This is a genomic window from Streptomyces axinellae, from assembly GCF_039532135.1.
Classification (GTDB): Bacteria; Actinomycetota; Actinomycetes; order Streptomycetales; family Streptomycetaceae; genus Streptomyces; species Streptomyces axinellae.
This window is the reverse complement of the sequence record NZ_BAAARJ010000001.1, coordinates 193,433-209,873: the sequence shown is the minus strand read 5'-3', so window position 1 is coordinate 209,873 and position 16,441 is coordinate 193,433. Positions and strand designations below refer to the sequence as shown.

The following is a 16,441-nucleotide window of genomic DNA, read 5'->3' as shown; positions in this document are numbered from 1 at the left end:
TGCGTTGTTCACCGGCCCGCTGCCCTGTCGGCCGGTTCCAGAGGCAGGTGGCAGGCCACCAGGTGCCGGGGCCTGTCGGGCACGGGCTCCTCGGGTGCGGGCCCGCCGGAGACGGGCCCGGCCGGTGCTGACCCGGCCAGCACGGGCGCGTCGGGCGGCAGGACCTCCGCGCACACCTCCTCGGCCTGCCAGCACCGGGTGCGGAAGCGGCAGCCCGACGGCGGGTCGGCCGGGGAGGGGACCTCGCCCGCGAGCACGATGCGCCCCGTCCGGCCGCCCTCGGCCGCCGCAGCCGGCGGACGGGGTGCGGCGGACAGCAGCGAGGCCGTATAGGGGTGCCGGGGCGCGGTGAAAACCCTCTCGGCGGGCCCCGATTCGACCACGCGGCCGAGGTACATGACCGCCACCTGATCGGACATGTGCCGCACCACCGGCAGGTCGTGCGAGATGAACACGTACGCCACCCCCAACTCGGCCTGCACATCGGTGAGGACGTTGAGGACCTGCGCCTGCACCGAGAGGTCCAGTGCCGAGACCGGTTCGTCGCAGACGATGACCTCCGGGTTCAGCGCCAGCGCGCGGGCGATGCCGATGCGCTGCCGCTGCCCGCCGGAGAACTCCTGCGGATAGCGGTGCGCGTCGCCGGGGCGCAGCCCCACCATGTCCAGCAGCTCACGCACCCGGCGCTCGCGCCCGTCCCGCGAGATCAGGCCGGGGTGCGAGCGCCACGGTTCGGCGATCAGTTCCCCGGCGCTCAGCCGGGGGTTCAAGGAGGCGAACGGGTCCTGGAAGACCATCTGCACCCGGCGCCGCCACCGCAGCAGCGGTTCGCCGCGCAGCGCGAAGGGGTCGGCGCCCGCATAGCGCACCGTGCCCGCGTCCGGGCGCTCCAGCATGAGCAGCACCCGGGCCAGCGTGGACTTTCCGCACCCGGACTCCCCCACCAGGCCCAGGGTCCGGCCGCGCCGCACGGTGAGGTCCACGCCGGCCAGGGCGTGCAGCCGGGTGCTGCCCGAGGCGCTGCGCGGCACCCGGAAGGTCTTGGTCACCCCGCGTGCCTCCACCAGGGGTTCACCGTCGGCGGTGGTGGTGCGGGCGGTGGCGGTGGCGGGGGCCGGGGTGCGGGGGGTGTTCGCGGGGTCAGGCATCGGCCAGCTCCTTCCAGTAGTGGCAGGCCGAAGCCCGTCCCGTCCCCGCGGCGGACAAGGGCGGCGCCTGGGTGGCGCACCGCTCGCGCGCCAGGGGGCAGCGGGCGCGGAACGCGCAGCCGGCCGGAACATCGGCGGGCCGCGGCGGGCCGCCCTCGATCGACGGCAGCGTGGTGCCCCGGGGGTGGCCCGCGGGCACCGAGTCCAGCAGTCCCCGGGTGTAGGGGTGCCGGGGGGCGGCGAAGACCTCGGTGACGGGGCCGGATTCCACGATGCTGCCGGCGTACATGACGGCCACCTGGTCGGCCTGCTCGGCGACCACCGCCAGGTCGTGGGTGATCAGGACGAGCGCCATCCGGGTCTCCCGCCGCAACTGAGCGAGCAGTTCCATGATCTGGGCCTGCACGGTGACATCCAGCGCGGTGGTCGGCTCGTCCGCGAGCAGCACGGCGGGCCGCAGCGCGATCGCCATCGCGATCAGCAGCCGCTGGCGCATGCCCCCGGAGAACTGGTGCGGGTATGCCTTCGCCCGCAGCCTCGGCTCCGGGATGCCGACCCGTTCCATCAGCTCGACGGCTCGCTCACCGGCGGCGCGCCGGGAGGCCCGCTCGTGGATGCGGAACGGTTCGGCCAACTGCGAGCCCACCGTGTAGACCGGGTTGAGGGCGGTGAGCGCGTCCTGGAAGACCATGGCCAGTTCCGGTCCGGCGAGGCCCCGGCGCTCGCGGCGGGAGAGGCGCAGCACGTCCCGGCCGCCCAGGAGCACTTGGCCTTCGACGGCCTCGGCGACCGGGTCGAGGAGACCGGCCACGGCCTGCGCCGTCATGGTCTTGCCGCAGCCCGATTCGCCGAGCAAGGCCAGGGTCTGCCCGGAGCGGACAGCGAAGCCGACGTCCCGCACCACGCGCACCGGCCCGTCCGGGGTGCGCAGTTCCACGGACAGGCCGCTGACCGCCAGCGCGGCGGCAGCATCAGCGTGCTCCCTCATGTCCGCTCCCTCCTCGCGACGACGGCATCGGCGCCGGCGCTCCGGCGGCCTGGGCGTCCGCGCTCCGGCATGGTCAGCCGCCAGCGCTGTGCGGGGTCGCCGGCGATCCGGGCCCAGCCGGCGAGCACGGTCGCCGCGCCGGTCGTGACGATGATCGCCAGGCCCGGGAAGACGGCGGTCCACCAGGCGTTCCGCAGTTCTTGCCGGCCCTGGGCGACCATCAGTCCCCAGGACACGTCGGGTGGCTGGATCCCGATGCCGAGGAAACTCAGCGAGGATTCGGTGAGCATCACGAAGCAGAAGTCCACGGCGGCCACGGTGAGCAGCGTGGGCAGCACGACCGGGGCGACATGGCGCCGGATGATCGTCCGGTCACGGGTGCCGAAGGTGCGTGCCGCATCGACGAACAGCCTGCCGCGCAGCTCCGCCGACTCCGCCCGCGCGGTGCGCAGATAGACCGGGATCCGGGCGATCGCCAGCACAGCCACGATGTTGGCAACGCTCGGGTCGAACACGTACAGCACCACCACGGCGAGCAGCAGCGAGGGGAAGCTGAGGATCACATCGGCGACGCGCATCGAGACCGTCTCGCGCCAGTCGCGGTGGAAACCGGCCCACATGCCCCATACGGAGCCGGCCAGCAGCGACAGCAGGACGGCGGGTACGGCGACGGACATCGTCGTGCCCGCAGCGACGACCAGCCGGGCCAGGAGGCTGCGCCCGAGGGAGTCGCTGCCGAGTACGAACTCCCAGCCCTCCGCGGTGGAAAACGGCCGCAGTTTCACCGCGTGGAGGTTCTGCTCCCGGGCGAGATCGCCGAGCAGCGGCGGTCCCAGCACCGCGCACAGCCCGACCAGCAGCAGCACCGCGCAGGCCGCCGACGCCGTCCGGTCCGCGGCCAGCAGCCGCAGCGGCCCGGCCCGGCCCGCCCGTTCTCGCCCGGCCCGACCTCGCCCGGTCTGTCCTGTGTGGGCTTTCCGCTCGCTCTCGTGCGTACTCACACCATCGCCCCCTGTCTGACGCGCGCGTCCAGCAGCGCGTAGCCGCTGTCGATGAGGATGTTGAGCGCGAAGATCGTCAGTGAGGTCAGCAGGACCGCCGCCTGGAGCACCGCGAAGTCGCGCTGGAGGATGGAGTCGATCATCAGCTTGCCGATGCCCGGCCAGCCGAAGATGGTCTCGACGACCACGGCGCCGTTGATCAGCCCGACGGCCAGGTCTCCGGCGACGGTGAGGACCGGTGCCCCGGCGTTGCGCAGCGCGTGCTTGAAGATCACCCGCTGTTCGGCGGCTCCCTTGGCGCGCGCCACCTTGATGTACGGCTCGGACAGCGCGGTGACCATCGCGCCGCGGACCACCTGGACGAGGACACCGAACGGCCGGATGAGCAAGGTGGCCACGGGCAGCACCCAGGCCGCGGTACCGGCCGTGCCGGAGGTCGGCAGCCAGTCCAGGGTGACAGCGAAGACCAGCACGCCCATGATCGCGAACCAGAAGTCCGGGGTGCTGGCGGCCGTCGAGGACAGGAATCCGGCGATCCGGTCGGCCGGCGAGTTCGGCCGGTAGGCGGCCAGGCTGCCGACGACGATCGCGCCAGCGAGCGCCAACAGCATGGTGGCGCCCGCGAGTTGGAGCGTGGCGGGGAACGCGCGCAGCACGGCCTCGGCGGCGGGCTGCGCGGTGCGCAGGGACTCACCGAAGTCGAGCCGGGCGAGTTGGGCGAGGTAGTCGCCGAACTGCGCCAGCAGCGGATCGTCGAAGCCGTGCTGTGCGGAGAACGCCTCCCGCATCTTCGGGGTGGCGCTGAGCGGCAGGTAGAGGTTGGCCGGGTCGCCGGTGAGGCGGGCCAGGAAGAACACGCCCAGCACCACGACCAGGAGCGGTATCGCGCTGGAGACGATGCGGCGTCGCAGGAATGTCAGCATGTGTCCCTCAGCCCGCCGGGTGGATCTCGGCCAGGTGCATCTCGTCGCCGCTGGCCCGGTTCGGCTTGTACGACACGTCGGGCGCCAGCGCGATGATGCCCGTCATGTGGGCGAGCACGGCGTCCCGTACGACCTTTTCGTTCTGGTGGGCGAGGGCGTCGGCGAAGCCGGCTTGCCGGTCGCTTCCGGCGGCGCGTGCGGCCCGCTGGATCTTCTTGTCGAGGGCGGGGGTGCCGTAGCTGCTCTGGGCGCCCTTGCTGCCGTAGATCTGGTCCATGGTGAACGCGGCGTCACCGGCCTGGTTGCCGTGCTGGGCCTGGAGCAGGGTCGGCCCGGCATTCCCGGGGAACGGGCGGAGCAGGTACTCCGTCCAGGCGTTCACATCCAGCATCTTCACCTCCACGTTCAGTCCGGCCTCGCGCAGCGCGTTCTGCACCACTTCCATGGCCTCGGCGGCCTTGGGGTAGATGCCGTTGCGGCCGATGATGGTGATCTTGGTGCGGACGGGAACGCCGTCGGCGCGGGCCTGGCCGATGAGGGTCTTGGCCCGTTTCATGTCGTACGGCCAGGCTTTGATGCCGGGGTTGTAGCCGGTCACCCCGTCGGGGACGAGCTGCCCCGCGGGTTTGCCGAGCCCGGCGAAGACGGAGGCGACCAGTCCCTTTCTGTCGATGGCGTAGTTGATGGCGCGACGTACCCGCAGGTCGTCCAGCGGGGGCTTGTCCGCGTCCATGCGCAGGTAGGAGGTCTCGTTGTTCGGGTACTCCACGGCGTTGTCGCCGGCGCCGTCGGCCGGTGCCAGCCCCACGGCGACATCCGCCTCACCGCTGCTGATCATCGCGGCGCGGACGCTGCCCTCGGCCCGCCAGGTGTAGAGGGCCGCGGCGTAGTCGGGAGCCTTGCCCCAGTAGCCGTCGTAGCGGGCGAGGCGCAGATTGATGCCCTGGTTCCAGGCGTCGATGCGGTAGGGGCCCGTGCCGACCGGTTCGCGCACCTTGGATGTGGCGGCCGTGGTCGTCGGCACCATCTCCACGAAGGACAGCCGCAGCGGCAAGATGGGGTCCGGCTGCGGCGAAGTGACCTTGAGCGTGGTGCCGTTGAGCGGGGTGGCGGTGATCTCGCTGTCGCCGAAGACATAGCCGTCCACGTTGCACTCGATGCCGGAGCCGGTCGCCCGCTCGATGGAGAAGGCGGCGTCCTTCGCGGTGAAGGCCGTGCCGTCGTGGAAGGTGACGCCCTGGCGGAGGGTGAACTCCCAGGTGGTCGGCGAGGTGTGCCGCCACCCGGTGGCGAGCTTGGGTTCGAGCTTGCCGGTCTCGGGCACGCGCTCGGCGAGCGGCTCGGTGATGTTGGAGCGTACGACGCGGCCGGTGGCGGTCAGCGAGGCGTCGCAGGGCTCCAGGGTGGGCGGCTCCTCGGGCAGCACGATCTGGACGGCGTCGGCACCGGCGGCCGACCCGGAGTTGGCGACCGTGCATCCTCCGGCCAGCAGCGCACACGCGGCGGCGAGCGCGGCGGCAGGCACGGCGGCGCGGCGGCCCTGCGGACGGCGGGAAGGCGCGGGCGGACGGCGGAGAGGGGGCTTCATCGTTCCTCGTTCCTCCTTGGGCGCGGGTACACGTGCCGGTACGCCGGTACGCCGGGTAGGTGGGCAGGGGAGAGCGCCGCGGACGCGCCGGCACGCGCCCAGCGCGCGCCGCCGGTCCGGGGCGGTGTCCCGGAGGTGTCCCGGGCGGGGCGATATGGCCGCACGGCCGCGCTCGCACCACTCGTCCATGTATGAAAACGATGTCTATTCTTGTGGACGGAGTTAAGTGCGGGCGAGGCTGGTGCGTCAAGAGACGTGCGGGGGAATTACGAGCCCCGCACCGGCGAAGTGCCGGACGCACGCGGCATATCCGGCGGAAGACCCCCGGCCCGGACATCACGTTCGCCGTACTCGAAAACAACGAGAAGGCGCACCCCCGAGGGCCGTCTCACGGGACCCGGGCCATAATGAGGGCCAGACATCGGATGTCTGGGTGGGCGCATGGCGAGACCGAAGGCCGGACGAAGCCGACGGCCAGGGGTGCGAGGAGGCGGCGTGGCGGTAACCGACGAGGCGATCGAGAAGATCAAGGGGATGATCGTCTCTGGCGCCCTGCGCCCCGGCGACCGGCTGCCCAAGGAGAACGAGCTGGCCACCGGGCTGGGGTTGTCCCGCAACTCCCTGCGGGAGGCCGTGCGCGCGCTGTCCCTGATCCGCATCCTCGACGTGCGCCAGGGCGATGGCACCTATGTGACCAGCCTCGACCCGCAACTGCTGCTGGAGGCCATGAGCTTCGTGGTGGACTTCCACCGCGACGACACCGCGCTGGAGTTCCTCGCGGTACGCCGCATCCTGGAGCCCGCCGCCACGGCGATGGCCGGCTCGCGCATCGGCGAGGATGAACTGGACGCGCTGGAAGCCCAGTTGGACGCGCACGGTGCCGAGCCCTCCGTGGAGGAACTGGTCACCGCCGACCTGGAGTTCCACCGCCGCATCGCGGCGGCCTCCGGCAACTCCGTGCTGTGCTCCCTGCTGGACGGCCTCTCCGGGCCGACGACCAGGGCGCGGGTCTGGCGCGGACTGACGCAGGAGGACGCGGTCAGCCGCACGCTGCACGAGCACCGCCAGATCCTGGCGGCCCTGCGCGCCCGGGACACGGAGGCCGCGCGCTCCTGGTCCACGGTGCACATCGCCGGCGTCGAACAGTGGCTGCGCTCCACGCTGTGACCCGCGACGGCGGCGGGTGAAAGCGCGACGGGCCGGCCTGCGGGGTACCGGCCCCCGCAGGCTCGCGGCCTGCGGGACCGCGCCTTTGGGACCGCGGCCGGTGGGGGCCACGGCAGGTGGGACCGCGACAGGCGCCAGGGGCCGGTTCAGGGGCGGCCGGGGTACGGGATGCCGTAGACGCGGGCCGCGTTGCCGTGGCCCGCGTGGCCTGCGACGTTCCCGTGGTCCTCGTGGTCGGTGTCGCGGCTTCGGGGTGTGGGTGCCGCGCCCCGGCGGAAAGGCTTCATGCCCAGGCCGCGGGGCCCGCACCCTGGGCGCGCGGGGGTGCGCGGTCCGCGCCCGGTGCGTGAAGCGGACCGGGGCGCGCAGTGGTCGGCGCGCCGGGCGCGTGCGTCAGTCGGCGGGGCTTCGCGGGCGCAGTGTGAGCCCCTGCATGCCGCCGTCCACCGAGAGCGCCGTGCCGGTGACCGCCGCGGCGCACGGACTCGCCAAGTAGGCCACGGCTTCGGCGACTTCCGCTGCCCGCACCAGGCGCCCTGTGGGCTGGCGGGCCTCCAGCGCCGCGCACTCGGCCTCGGGGTCGGGTGCGGCATCGAGCAGCCGCCCGATCCATGGGGTGTCCGCGGTGCCGGGGTTGACGCAGTTGACCCGGATTCCCTCGCGCACATGGTCGGCCGGCATGGCGAGGGGAGGGAGAGCACGGCCTGTTCCGAGGTGGGGAAGCGGACGTCGTGGACCTCGAACCCGGCGATGCTATACATCGGACCTCTGTCCATAGGTCCGATGTATAGCTCTGTCGTGTCCGGTCGTCCAGTGGTGTGCGGCACCGATCTGGAGGCGTGCGGGGGCTGCGGCGGGGGCGCCGTCACGCCGTAGGCTGGGCCCCGCACGAAAGAGCTGGCAGCGGCGGGTGGACGCGCTGGCAGCGGCAGGCGACGCAGGTACGGCACGGGGTGCCGGGGCGGAGCGGAAGGGCTCTGCAACGGCCGGAAGGAGGCGCTGGGTGATCGAGCTGGAGGGGGTTCCCGAGCTGGTCGACCCAGTCATGGTGGCCGCGTTCGAAGGCTGGAACGACGCCGGCGACGCCGCCTCCACCGCGATCACCCACCTGGAGCGGGAGTGGAAGGGCGAGGTGTTCGCCGCGCTGGACGCGGAGGACTACTACGACTTCCAGGTCAACCGCCCCCAGGTGTGGCTGGACGACGGCGCGCGCAAGATCACCTGGCCCACGACGCGGCTGTCGGTGGTGCGGGTGGAGGACGCCGACGGCAAGGGCAGACAGCGCGACCTGGTGCTGGTGCGCGGCATCGAACCGAGCATGCGGTGGCGGTCGTTCTGCAACGAGATCCTGGGCTTCGCGCACGAGCTGGGTGTCGAGCTGGTGGTCGTCATGGGCGCGCTGCTCGGCGACACCCCGCACACCCGTCCGGTCCCGGTCACGGGCGTGACCTCCGACCCCGATCTGGCGCGGACCATGAATCTGGAGGAGTCCAGCTACGAGGGCCCCACGGGCATCGTCGGCATCCTCCAGGAAGCCTGCACCCACGCGGGCGTCCCGGCGGCCAGCCTCTGGGCCTCCGTACCGCACTACGTCTCGCAGCCGCCCAACCCCAAGGCGACGCTCGCGCTGCTCAACAAGCTGGAGGATCTGCTGGGTCTGCGGATTCCCCTCGGTGAGCTGCCCGAGGACGCGCGGGCCTGGCAGCTGGGCGTCGACCAGCTCGCGGCGGAGGACAGCGAGGTGGCCGAGTACGTCCAGTCCCTGGAAGAAGCCCGCGACACGGCGGAGCTGCCGGAGGCTTCGGGTGAGGCCATCGCCAAGGAGTTCGAGCGCTATCTGCGCCGCAGGGACGGTTCGGCCGAGCAGGGCGGCCCAGCCGCCGGGGCCTCGCCGTTCCTGAAGGACCCGGGCCAGCAGTCCCCGCCGCACAAGCCGACGGGCGAGCCGCCGATGCCCGGCTCCGCGGAACAGTCCGGGGCGCCGGAGGGCGCCCCGGAGAGCGGTGACTCGGCGGACGGCGGCTCGGCGGACGAGCGTGCCGAGGGTGCGGGCGCCAAGGGCGAGAGCGCGACGGGCGAAGGCGCGGCTGACAAGGGCCCGGCAGACAAGGGCGCCACGGGAAGGAAGAAGGCCGGCGGGCGCCGGGCCGCCGAGGACCCGGATGCCGGAACCCAGGAGTCCGAAGGCACGGCCGGGACGGGATCGTCTGCCGGGCCCTCCGAGGAATCCGAGCCCGGAGCGGCCGAGGAACGAGGAGAGCCCGGGGACGACGGCCCGGAGTCCGGCGGCCCCAGCGACGGGTCCCGCGGCCCGGGCGATCCCGGCGGCGGGGCGTAACGGCCCTGCCCGAACGGCGACAGGCGCCGCACCTGACGCGCACACACACGACCGGCGGTGCCGCGAGCGGCACCGCCGGTCCCCTCCTCCGCGGCTCTTCGTGAAAACTCGAAAACTCAGCTCCATCCGGCACCGGAGTTCAAGCCGGTCCCGAAGTCCCCGCTCACCTCACAGCGCGACGCCCAGCAGCGCGTCGGCCGTACGGGAGACCAGCCCGGGGGCGCCCTCGTCCGTGCCGCCCCCCGAAGCCTGTTGCTGGGCCCAGCGGTCGATGGCCGCCAGTGCCGCGGGTGAGTCGAGGTCGTCGGCGAGCGCCGTGCGGACCTCTTCCAGCATGCCTTCGGCGGCCGGGCCGTCCGGCCGCGAGACCGCCGCGCGCCAGCGGCCGAGGCGGGCCTTGGCCTCGGCCAGTACCTCTTCCGTGTACTCCCAGTCGGCGCGGTAGTGGTTGGCCAGCAGCGCCAGCCGGATGGCGGCCGGATCGACGCCGTCGCGCCGGAGTTGGGAGACGAAGACGAGGTTGCCCTTGGACTTGGACATCTTCTCGCCGTCCAGCCCGACCATCCCCGCGTGCACGTAGGTGCGCGCGAAGGGGAACTCCCCGGTCAGCGCCTGTGCGTGCGAGGCGCCCATCTCATGGTGCGGGAAGGCCAGGTCGGAGCCGCCGCCCTGGACGTCGAAGCCCATGCCCAGGTGTTCCAGGGCGATGGCCACACACTCGATATGCCAGCCGGGCCGGCCGGGGCCGAGCGAGCCGCCGTCCCAGTGCGGCTCGCCCTCGCGTGCCGCGGTCCAGAGCATGGGGTCGAGCGGGTTCTTCTTGCCGGGCCGCTCGGGGTCGCCGCCGCGCTCGGCCGACAGCAGTCGCATCGTCTCGGCGTCGTAGCGGGAGACCTGTCCGAAGTGCGCGTCGGCCTCGACGGAGAAGTAGACGTCCCCTTCGAGTTCGTAGGCGGCTCCCATGTCGCGGAGCCGTTCGACCAGGGGGACGATCTTCGGGATGGATTCCACGGCGCCGACGTAGTGCTCCGGCGGCAGCATCCGAAGTGCCGTCATGTCCTCGCGGAACAGCGCGGTTTCGCGCTCGGCGAGCGCTGTCCAGTCCATCCCGGTGGCGACGGCCCGCTCCAGGAGCGGGTCATCGACGTCGGTGACATTCTGTATGTACTGAACCTGCCGCTTGGTGTCGAGCCATACGCGCTGAACGAGGTCGAACGCGTTATAGGTCGCCGCGTGTCCCAGGTGAGTGGCGTCGTACGGCGTGATGCCGCAGACGTATATACGGGCGACGGGGCCGGGGACGAGGGTCACCCGTCCGCCGGTCGCGGTGTCGTGGATGTCGAGGTCGCGGCCCTGGCCAGGCAGGACGGGGACCTCGGTAGCGGGCCAGGCATACATGCCTTGAGCCTAACCCGGACTGGTGTTCCGTATACGGTCGGACCGGTGCCCCGCACATCTTTGCCGTCGGCATCCTCTCGGGCCGGCGTCGGCATACTCTCCGGGCAGGCTCGTCAGAGCGGTGGCCAGGGGATGGCGGGCCAGTCGCTGCCGGGCAGCGGGTGCCGCCCGGAGCTGAGCATGGCCTCCACGCGCTTGCGCATGGCCTCGACCTCGGCGCCGGTCAGCAGCTCGCAGAGGCGTACGGCCGGCGTTCCCGTTCCCTGCGCGGCGTCCTGGGCCCGGAGTCCGGGTGAGAGTGCCGCCGACAGTCCGCGCAGGGCCTCGGTGGCCTCGGCGGTCAGCTCCTCACCTGCCCAGCCCCACAGCAGAGTGCGCAGCTTGTCGTCCACGTGGAAGCTCACGCCGTGGTCGATGGCGTACAGCCGGCCGTCCGGCAGCGGCAGCAGGTGTCCGCCCTTGCGGTCGCCGTTGTTGATCACGGCGTCGAGGACGGCGAGCCGCCGCAGGCGGGGGTCGTCGGCGTGTACGAGCAGCGCCGTCCGGCCGCCGCCGACGTCCGCGAAGCCGACCGCCTTCCAGCCCTCCCCCGGCTCGTCCCCCTCGATCAGCGCGAGCAGCGGCTCCGGCTCCGGCTGCCCCGGGTCCCGCTCCTTCTCCGCGCCGGGCGGGGGTATTTCGCCTTCATCCGGTGCGTCCGACTCCCGCCGGGCATCCGGTTGCTGCGGGGCATCCGGCTCGCGGGGGGCCTCGGCTCGCTGGGCGGCGTCCAGGGGTTCGCCGACCCACGCCTGGCACATGCCCTCGCCGTGCGGGCCCTCGCGAAGCACCGTGGCGGGTATCAGGGGCCAGCCCAGCGCGCGGGAGACCTCGTAGGCGGCGACCTCGCGGCGGGCGAGGTTGCCGTCGGGGAAGTCCCACAGGGGGCGCTCGCCGGCCACCGGCTTGTAGACGCAGGGCAGCGTGCGCCCCTCGTGTTCGACCGTGCCGTACAGCACGGCGTTGGACGCCTCCGTGATCTGTCCCAGGACCGTGAGGGTGCCCTCGGCGAGCAGGACGCGGGTGGCCTCACCGGTCAAAGAGGTCTCGCTCATTCGCCCCGGCGGTATCCGTTCTGGCGCGGACATACGTGTCCCTCCGGATCGAGCGGCAGACTGCACAGCGGGCACGGGGGGCGGCCCGCGTTCACGACCTCCATGGCCCGCTTGGCGAAGGACCGGGCCATGCTGCCGCTGATGCGGACCCGCAGCATCGGCGGGCCGTTCTCGTCGTCCTGGAGGAGGCGCTCCTCGGCGTCCGCGAGGTCCTCGTCGGCGTCGGGCTCCAGTTCCACGATGGCCTGGGCCTCGACGACCATGCGTTCGCCCTCGCCGTCCCAGGCCAGGGCCATGGTGCCCACTCGGAACTCCTCCTCGACGGGGGATTCCAGGGGGTCGGTGTCATCGACCTCGGAGGAGGCGACGGCCGGGACGGGGGCGCTGCCGCCCGAGCGGCGCACCACCTCGTCGAGCAGCTCGTCGATCCGCTCGGCGAGCGCCTCCACCTGCGCCTTCTCCAAGGCCACGCTCGTGGTGCGGGCGCCGGCGCTGGCCTGGAGGAAGAAGGTGCGGCGGCCAGGCAGCCCGACCGTTCCGGCGATGAACCGGTCCGGCGGGTCGTACAGGAACACCTGACGGGACACGTCCTGCTCCGAAAAGTCGACGGGTACGTGAAGCTTCGGACACCCGCACCCTACTGTGCGTGCCGATCATCGTGCTCAGGCGCTTCCTCCCACGGTCGCGCGTCCGTCGCCGGGGCCGGGGCCGGCACCCCCGCCGGGGCCCGGGCCCGCCGCCTCGTCCGCGTCGTCCTCGCCGCGCTCGGGCGGGGCCAGGGAGGCCAGCTCTCCGGTGTCGCCGAGGCGCAGCAGGAAGGGGCGCCGCGGGGTGTAGGTGATCACCGTCGCCGAGCAGGGTCCGACCGAAATGCGCTGGAAGAGGTCCAGGTGCATGCCCAGGGCGTCGGCCACGATCGACTTGATGATGTCGCCGTGCGAGCACATCGCGTACACCGCGTCGGCCCCGTGCCTCTCCGCGATGCGCGCGTTCCACTCGCGTACCGCCTCCACGGCCCTGGCCTGCATGGCGCGCAGGGACTCACCGGCGGGGAAGACGGCGGCCGAGGGGTGCTGCTGCACGGTCTCCATCAGGGGCTCGTCGTTCAGTTCGGCGAGCTTGCGGCCACTCCACTCCCCGTAGTCGCACTCGGTGATGCGCTCTTCGGTGTGCAGCGGCACGCCGGGGCGGGCCGCTGTCAGCGGCGCCAGGGTCTCCTGGCAGCGGCGGAGCGGGCTGCTGACGGCGGCGGCCAGCGGCAGCCGGGCCAGCCGCGCGGGCAGCTCCCCGGCCTGCCGCTGGCCCTGCTCGTCCAGCGTGACGCCGGGCGTGCGGCCGGCCAGTACGCCGGAGGTGTTCGCGGTGGATCTGCCGTGCCGTACGAGGATGAGCGTGGGCATGTCCGCAAGCCTAAGCGAGGTGCCTCCAGCGCCGCTGTCCGGTTCGAGCGACGCTCTCCGGTTGTGGGACGCGCGGATCGCGGAACAATACGAGGAGTGATCGTCGATTGCGCGCTCTACCGCGAGGGGCGCCGTACCGAGCCTTCGCGGGACTTCTCCGCCGCGCTGCGCGAGGCCCGCTCGGCGGCGGACGCGTTCTTGTGGATCGGCCTGCACGAGCCGACCGAGGAGGAGTTCGGTCAGATCACCCAGGATTTCGGGCTGCACCCGCTGGCGGTGGAGGACGCGCTGCGCGCCCACCAGCGGCCGAAGCTGGAGATCTACACCGGTTCGCTCTTCCTCGTTCTCAAGCCGGTCGCCTACGAGGGCGACGACGGGGGCCTGGTCACCGGTGAGGTGATGGTCTTCGTGGGCGACTCGTTCGTGCTGACGGTGCGGCACGGCCGGGCGAGTCCGCTGGGCGCGGTACGCACCCGGCTGGAGGAGGATCCCGGTGTGCTGCGGCACGGCCCTTCGGCGGTGATGTACGCGGTGGCGGATGCCGTGGTGGACCACTACCTGGATGTCGCGGCGGCCCTGCACACCGATCTGGACGAGCTGGAGGCCGGGGTCTTCGCCACGAACAGCCGGGTGGGCGCGGACACGGCGAGCAGGATCTACGAGTTCAAGCGCCGCGCGCTGGAGTTCCGCCGGGCGACGATGCCCCTGGCGGACCCGGTGACCCGGCTGACGGGCGCGGGGGTGCCGTTCGTGCACAAGGACGCGCTGCTGTTCTTCCGGGATGTGGCCGACCACCTCTCGCGGGTCAACGAGCAGGTGGAGAGCATCGACCGGCTGCTGACCGACATCCTCTCGGCGTATCTGGCGCAGATGGGCGTGCGCCAGAACGACGACATGCGCAAGATCTCGGCGTGGGCGGCCATGTTCGCCGTGCCGACCGCGATCGCGGGGGTCTACGGCATGAACTTCGACCACATGCCCGAACTGCACTGGGTGTGGAGCTATCCGGCGGTCATCTTGCTGATGCTGACGGTGTGCGTCGTCCTCTTCCGCGTCTTCAAGCGGCGCGGCTGGCTGTGACACCCGGCGGGAGTGCACTCGACGCCTCCCGCCCGCTCCTGCGGGCTCCTCGGCTCCCGGTCCCCGGCCCCCGCCGTCAACCGCCGCGACCGCCGCGCTCAGGCGAACTCGGGGGCCGCGTCGGCCGGGCCGCCGCCCAGCGCGTCGCGCCGCTCGGGCATCCGGAGGCTCACCATCCGGCGCCATCCGCCCACCCGTTCGGCGGCGTACCTGCCGTGGATGCCCAGCGCGAGGAGCCCGAACTTCGGCCTGGACCAGCCCAGAAGGCGCGCCATCCGGCTCATGACGGCAAGGCTGACGTCGCGGTAGACCTTGATCTCGGCGAGGGCGCTCTCGCGTAGCAGCGCCCGGATCTCGCGGCCGTGCCCCTCGTCGGTGAGGCGGAGCAGTTCCTCGTGGCAGTAGGCCAGGTGGTTGTCCTCGTCCGCCGAGATCATCCGGACGGCGCGGCCCAGGTCCGGATGGTCGCCGAAGAACTTCTTGAACTGGATCATCTCTTCCGAGGCGCGCTGTTCGGTGACGCGGCTGTGCGCGAGGTAGCTGAGCACGTCGTGTTCGCTCAGCGGCTCGTCGCGACGCAGCTTCTCGTGGCCGAGGCCGATCCCGAGCCCCTCCAGGATCATCGTGTAGTCGGTGTCCTCGGGGATCTCCGTGACCTCCAGTCCCCGCTTGTGCAGCAGGGCGGTGAAGATCCGGCTGTGTTTGTCCTCGTCGGCGCCGTGCCGCGCGATCTTGGGTGCCAGGTGGCGCTTGCTCTCGGGTACGAGCGCCGCGATCCGGCCGTTCTCCCAGCCGCCCTGGGCCTCCCCGCTGGCCGCGATGGAGCAGAACAGCCGGAAGGACTCGTCGTTGTCGAGGATTTCCTGGAAGAGATTCCTGGCCGAGAGCATCGATGGCACCTCCGTGCGACAACCCGCAGAGCACGACATCCGCAGCGGACGCCCGCGGAGAACGTCCGCAGAGAACGAGTCAAATGCCGGATGCGTGTGCGGGCAACACGTGAGGAGCCGATCGGGGCCGGGTCGGGGCAGCCGTCCACGCGCCCCGCGTAACCGGTGGGGCCGGGCGGCGTTGTGCTCCGTGACGGCCGTGGCGGGGCCGCCCCCGAGCCCCCACCACGGCCGCAAGCATGTCCCGGCGCTTACTCCTTACGGGGCACGGCGGCCACCCGGACCACGGCCGCCGCGCGAGCCACGCAAGCGCAGCCGCCCCGGGAGACCACCGCCGTGCGTGCGGAAGCTCCCGGGTCAGGCGAGGCCGGCGCGGTCCAGGGCCGCCACCCCCGCGCGCAGGCTCGCGAGCCGCTCCTCCAGCGAGAAGCCCGCCGGGGCGAGGGAGAGGGTGGTCACCCCGGCGTCCGCGTAGGCGCTCATCCGCTCCGAGATCCGCTCGACGGGGCCGAGGAGCGTGGTGGAGTCGATCAGTTCGCGGGGGACGGCGGCTGCCGCGCCCTCCTTGTCGCCGGCCAGGTACTTCTCCTGGATCTCGGCGGCCTCCTTCGCGTAGCCCATGCGTCCGGCGAGCTTGTTGTAGAAGTTCTGCTCGCGGCTGCCCATCCCGCCCACGTACAAGGCGGTGTACGGGCGGAAGAGGTCGGCCAGCGCGTCGATGTCGTCGCCGACGGCCATCGGGACGGTCGGGCACACATCGAAGCCCGCCAGGGTCTTGCCCGCGGCCTCCCGGCCGGAGCGCAGGTGCTGGAGGGTGGTCTCCTCGGCGTGCTCGGGCGAGAAGAAGACCAGCAGCACGCCGTCGGCGATCTCCCCGGTCTGCTGGAGGTTCTTGGGGCCGATGGCGGCGATGTAGAGCGGGATCTCCTCCCGCTCGGGGTGGACGGTGAGCTTGATCGGCTTGCCCGGTCCGCCGGGCAGCGGCAGCGTCCAGTGCTTGCCCTCGTAGCTGAGGCGCTCGCGCGACATGGCCTTGCGGATGATCTCCACGTACTCGCGGGTGCGGGCCAGCGGCCTGTCGAACTTGACGCCGTACCAGCCCTCGGACACCTGCGGGCCGGAGACGCCGAGGCCCAGGCGGAAGCGCCCGCCGGAGAGGGAGTCGAGGGTGGCGGCGGTCATGGCCGTCATGGCCGGTGTGCGCGCGGGGATCTGGAAGATCCCGGCGGCCACGTCGATGCTCTCGGTGTGCGCCGCGACCCAGGTGAGCACGGTCGCGGCATCGGAGCCGTACGCCTCGGCCGCCCAGCAGACGTCATAGCCGAGCCGGTCGGCCTCCTGTGCGACAGCGAGGTTGTCGGCATCCATGCCGGCGCCCCAGTAGCCGAGGTTGATGCCCAGTCGCATCCCCATGCCGCCCACTCCC

At 72.3% G+C, this 16,441-nt stretch carries 15 protein-coding genes and 1 pseudogene; 3 read left to right on the top strand and 13 right to left on the bottom strand.

Annotation, left to right across the window (positions count from 1 at the left end; all coding sequences use genetic code 11):
- Positions 1-8: 8 nt before the first annotated feature.
- From ABD339_RS00795 to ABD339_RS00775, 5 genes are read right to left on the bottom strand one after another with little or no spacing between them, the layout of a single operon-like run.
- Positions 9-1,148, bottom strand: a complete 1,140-nt coding sequence (locus tag ABD339_RS00795) for an ABC transporter ATP-binding protein (RefSeq protein ID WP_344561049.1) — start codon at positions 1,146-1,148, stop codon at positions 9-11.
- Positions 1,141-2,136, bottom strand: a complete 996-nt coding sequence (locus tag ABD339_RS00790) for an ABC transporter ATP-binding protein (RefSeq protein ID WP_344561047.1) — start codon at positions 2,134-2,136, stop codon at positions 1,141-1,143. The genes ABD339_RS00795 and ABD339_RS00790 overlap by 8 nt, the downstream gene beginning before the upstream one ends.
- Positions 2,133-3,137 (bottom strand): ABC transporter permease, encoded by a 1,005-nt coding sequence (locus tag ABD339_RS00785; protein WP_344561045.1) that lies wholly within the window; start codon positions 3,135-3,137, stop codon positions 2,133-2,135. Before ABD339_RS00785 ends, ABD339_RS00790 begins: the two co-directional genes overlap by 4 nt.
- Complete coding sequence (locus ABD339_RS00780) at positions 3,134-4,060, bottom strand: ABC transporter permease (RefSeq protein WP_344561043.1); 927 nt, start codon at positions 4,058-4,060, stop codon at positions 3,134-3,136. The genes ABD339_RS00785 and ABD339_RS00780 overlap by 4 nt, the downstream gene beginning before the upstream one ends.
- Before the next feature lie 7 nt (positions 4,061-4,067).
- Positions 4,068-5,648 (bottom strand): ABC transporter substrate-binding protein, encoded by a 1,581-nt coding sequence (locus tag ABD339_RS00775; RefSeq protein WP_344561041.1) that lies wholly within the window; start codon positions 5,646-5,648, stop codon positions 4,068-4,070.
- Between the two features lie 495 nt (positions 5,649-6,143).
- On the opposite strand from ABD339_RS00775, the gene ABD339_RS00770 reads away from it, so the two are divergent.
- Positions 6,144-6,815, top strand: coding sequence for a FadR/GntR family transcriptional regulator (locus tag ABD339_RS00770; RefSeq protein ID WP_344561038.1), 672 nt, complete (start codon positions 6,144-6,146; stop codon positions 6,813-6,815).
- A 146-nt stretch (positions 6,816-6,961) separates the two neighbouring features.
- On the opposite strand, the gene ABD339_RS00765 is transcribed toward ABD339_RS00770, so the two are convergent.
- Complete coding sequence (locus ABD339_RS00765) at positions 6,962-7,102, bottom strand: hypothetical protein (RefSeq protein WP_344561034.1); 141 nt, start codon at positions 7,100-7,102, stop codon at positions 6,962-6,964.
- A gap of 106 nt (positions 7,103-7,208) precedes the next feature.
- Positions 7,209-7,505: pseudogene (locus ABD339_RS00760) on the bottom strand (SDR family oxidoreductase); the annotation flags it as partial.
- Positions 7,506-7,818: 313 nt separating this feature from the next.
- Between ABD339_RS00760 and ABD339_RS00755 the strand changes: the two are divergent.
- Positions 7,819-9,153 (top strand): PAC2 family protein, encoded by a 1,335-nt coding sequence (locus tag ABD339_RS00755; protein ID WP_344561032.1) that lies wholly within the window; start codon positions 7,819-7,821, stop codon positions 9,151-9,153.
- A gap of 168 nt (positions 9,154-9,321) precedes the next feature.
- On the opposite strand, the gene mshC is transcribed toward ABD339_RS00755, so the two are convergent.
- The 4 genes from mshC to ABD339_RS00735 all read right to left on the bottom strand — a co-directional run bounded on the left by mshC (position 9,322) and on the right by ABD339_RS00735 (position 13,045).
- Positions 9,322-10,551 (bottom strand): cysteine--1-D-myo-inosityl 2-amino-2-deoxy-alpha-D-glucopyranoside ligase, encoded by a 1,230-nt coding sequence (gene mshC, locus ABD339_RS00750; RefSeq protein ID WP_344561030.1) that lies wholly within the window; start codon positions 10,549-10,551, stop codon positions 9,322-9,324.
- Between the two features lie 113 nt (positions 10,552-10,664).
- Positions 10,665-11,678, bottom strand: coding sequence for an SCO1664 family protein (locus ABD339_RS00745; RefSeq protein ID WP_344561028.1), 1,014 nt, complete (start codon positions 11,676-11,678; stop codon positions 10,665-10,667).
- Complete coding sequence (locus tag ABD339_RS00740) at positions 11,642-12,232, bottom strand: DUF3090 domain-containing protein (protein ID WP_344561026.1); 591 nt, start codon at positions 12,230-12,232, stop codon at positions 11,642-11,644. Before ABD339_RS00740 ends, ABD339_RS00745 begins: the two co-directional genes overlap by 37 nt.
- A gap of 75 nt (positions 12,233-12,307) precedes the next feature.
- Entirely contained in the window at positions 12,308-13,045 is a 738-nt protein-coding gene (locus ABD339_RS00735; RefSeq protein WP_344561024.1) for a histidine phosphatase family protein, read from the bottom strand.
- A gap of 87 nt (positions 13,046-13,132) precedes the next feature.
- Here ABD339_RS00735 and corA point away from each other — a divergent pair, with 87 nt between their 5' ends.
- Positions 13,133-14,125, top strand: a complete 993-nt coding sequence (gene corA, locus ABD339_RS00730; protein ID WP_344561576.1) for a magnesium/cobalt transporter CorA — start codon at positions 13,133-13,135, stop codon at positions 14,123-14,125.
- A 98-nt stretch (positions 14,126-14,223) separates the two neighbouring features.
- Here corA and ABD339_RS00725 read toward each other — a convergent pair whose 3' ends face one another.
- Together ABD339_RS00725 and ABD339_RS00720 are read right to left on the bottom strand one after the other, a co-directional pair.
- Entirely contained in the window at positions 14,224-15,015 is a 792-nt protein-coding gene (locus tag ABD339_RS00725; protein ID WP_344561023.1) for a ferritin-like domain-containing protein, read from the bottom strand.
- Positions 15,016-15,372: 357 nt separating this feature from the next.
- Entirely contained in the window at positions 15,373-16,422 is a 1,050-nt protein-coding gene (locus ABD339_RS00720) for an LLM class F420-dependent oxidoreductase (protein ID WP_344561574.1), read from the bottom strand.
- Positions 16,423-16,441 lie beyond the last annotated feature (19 nt).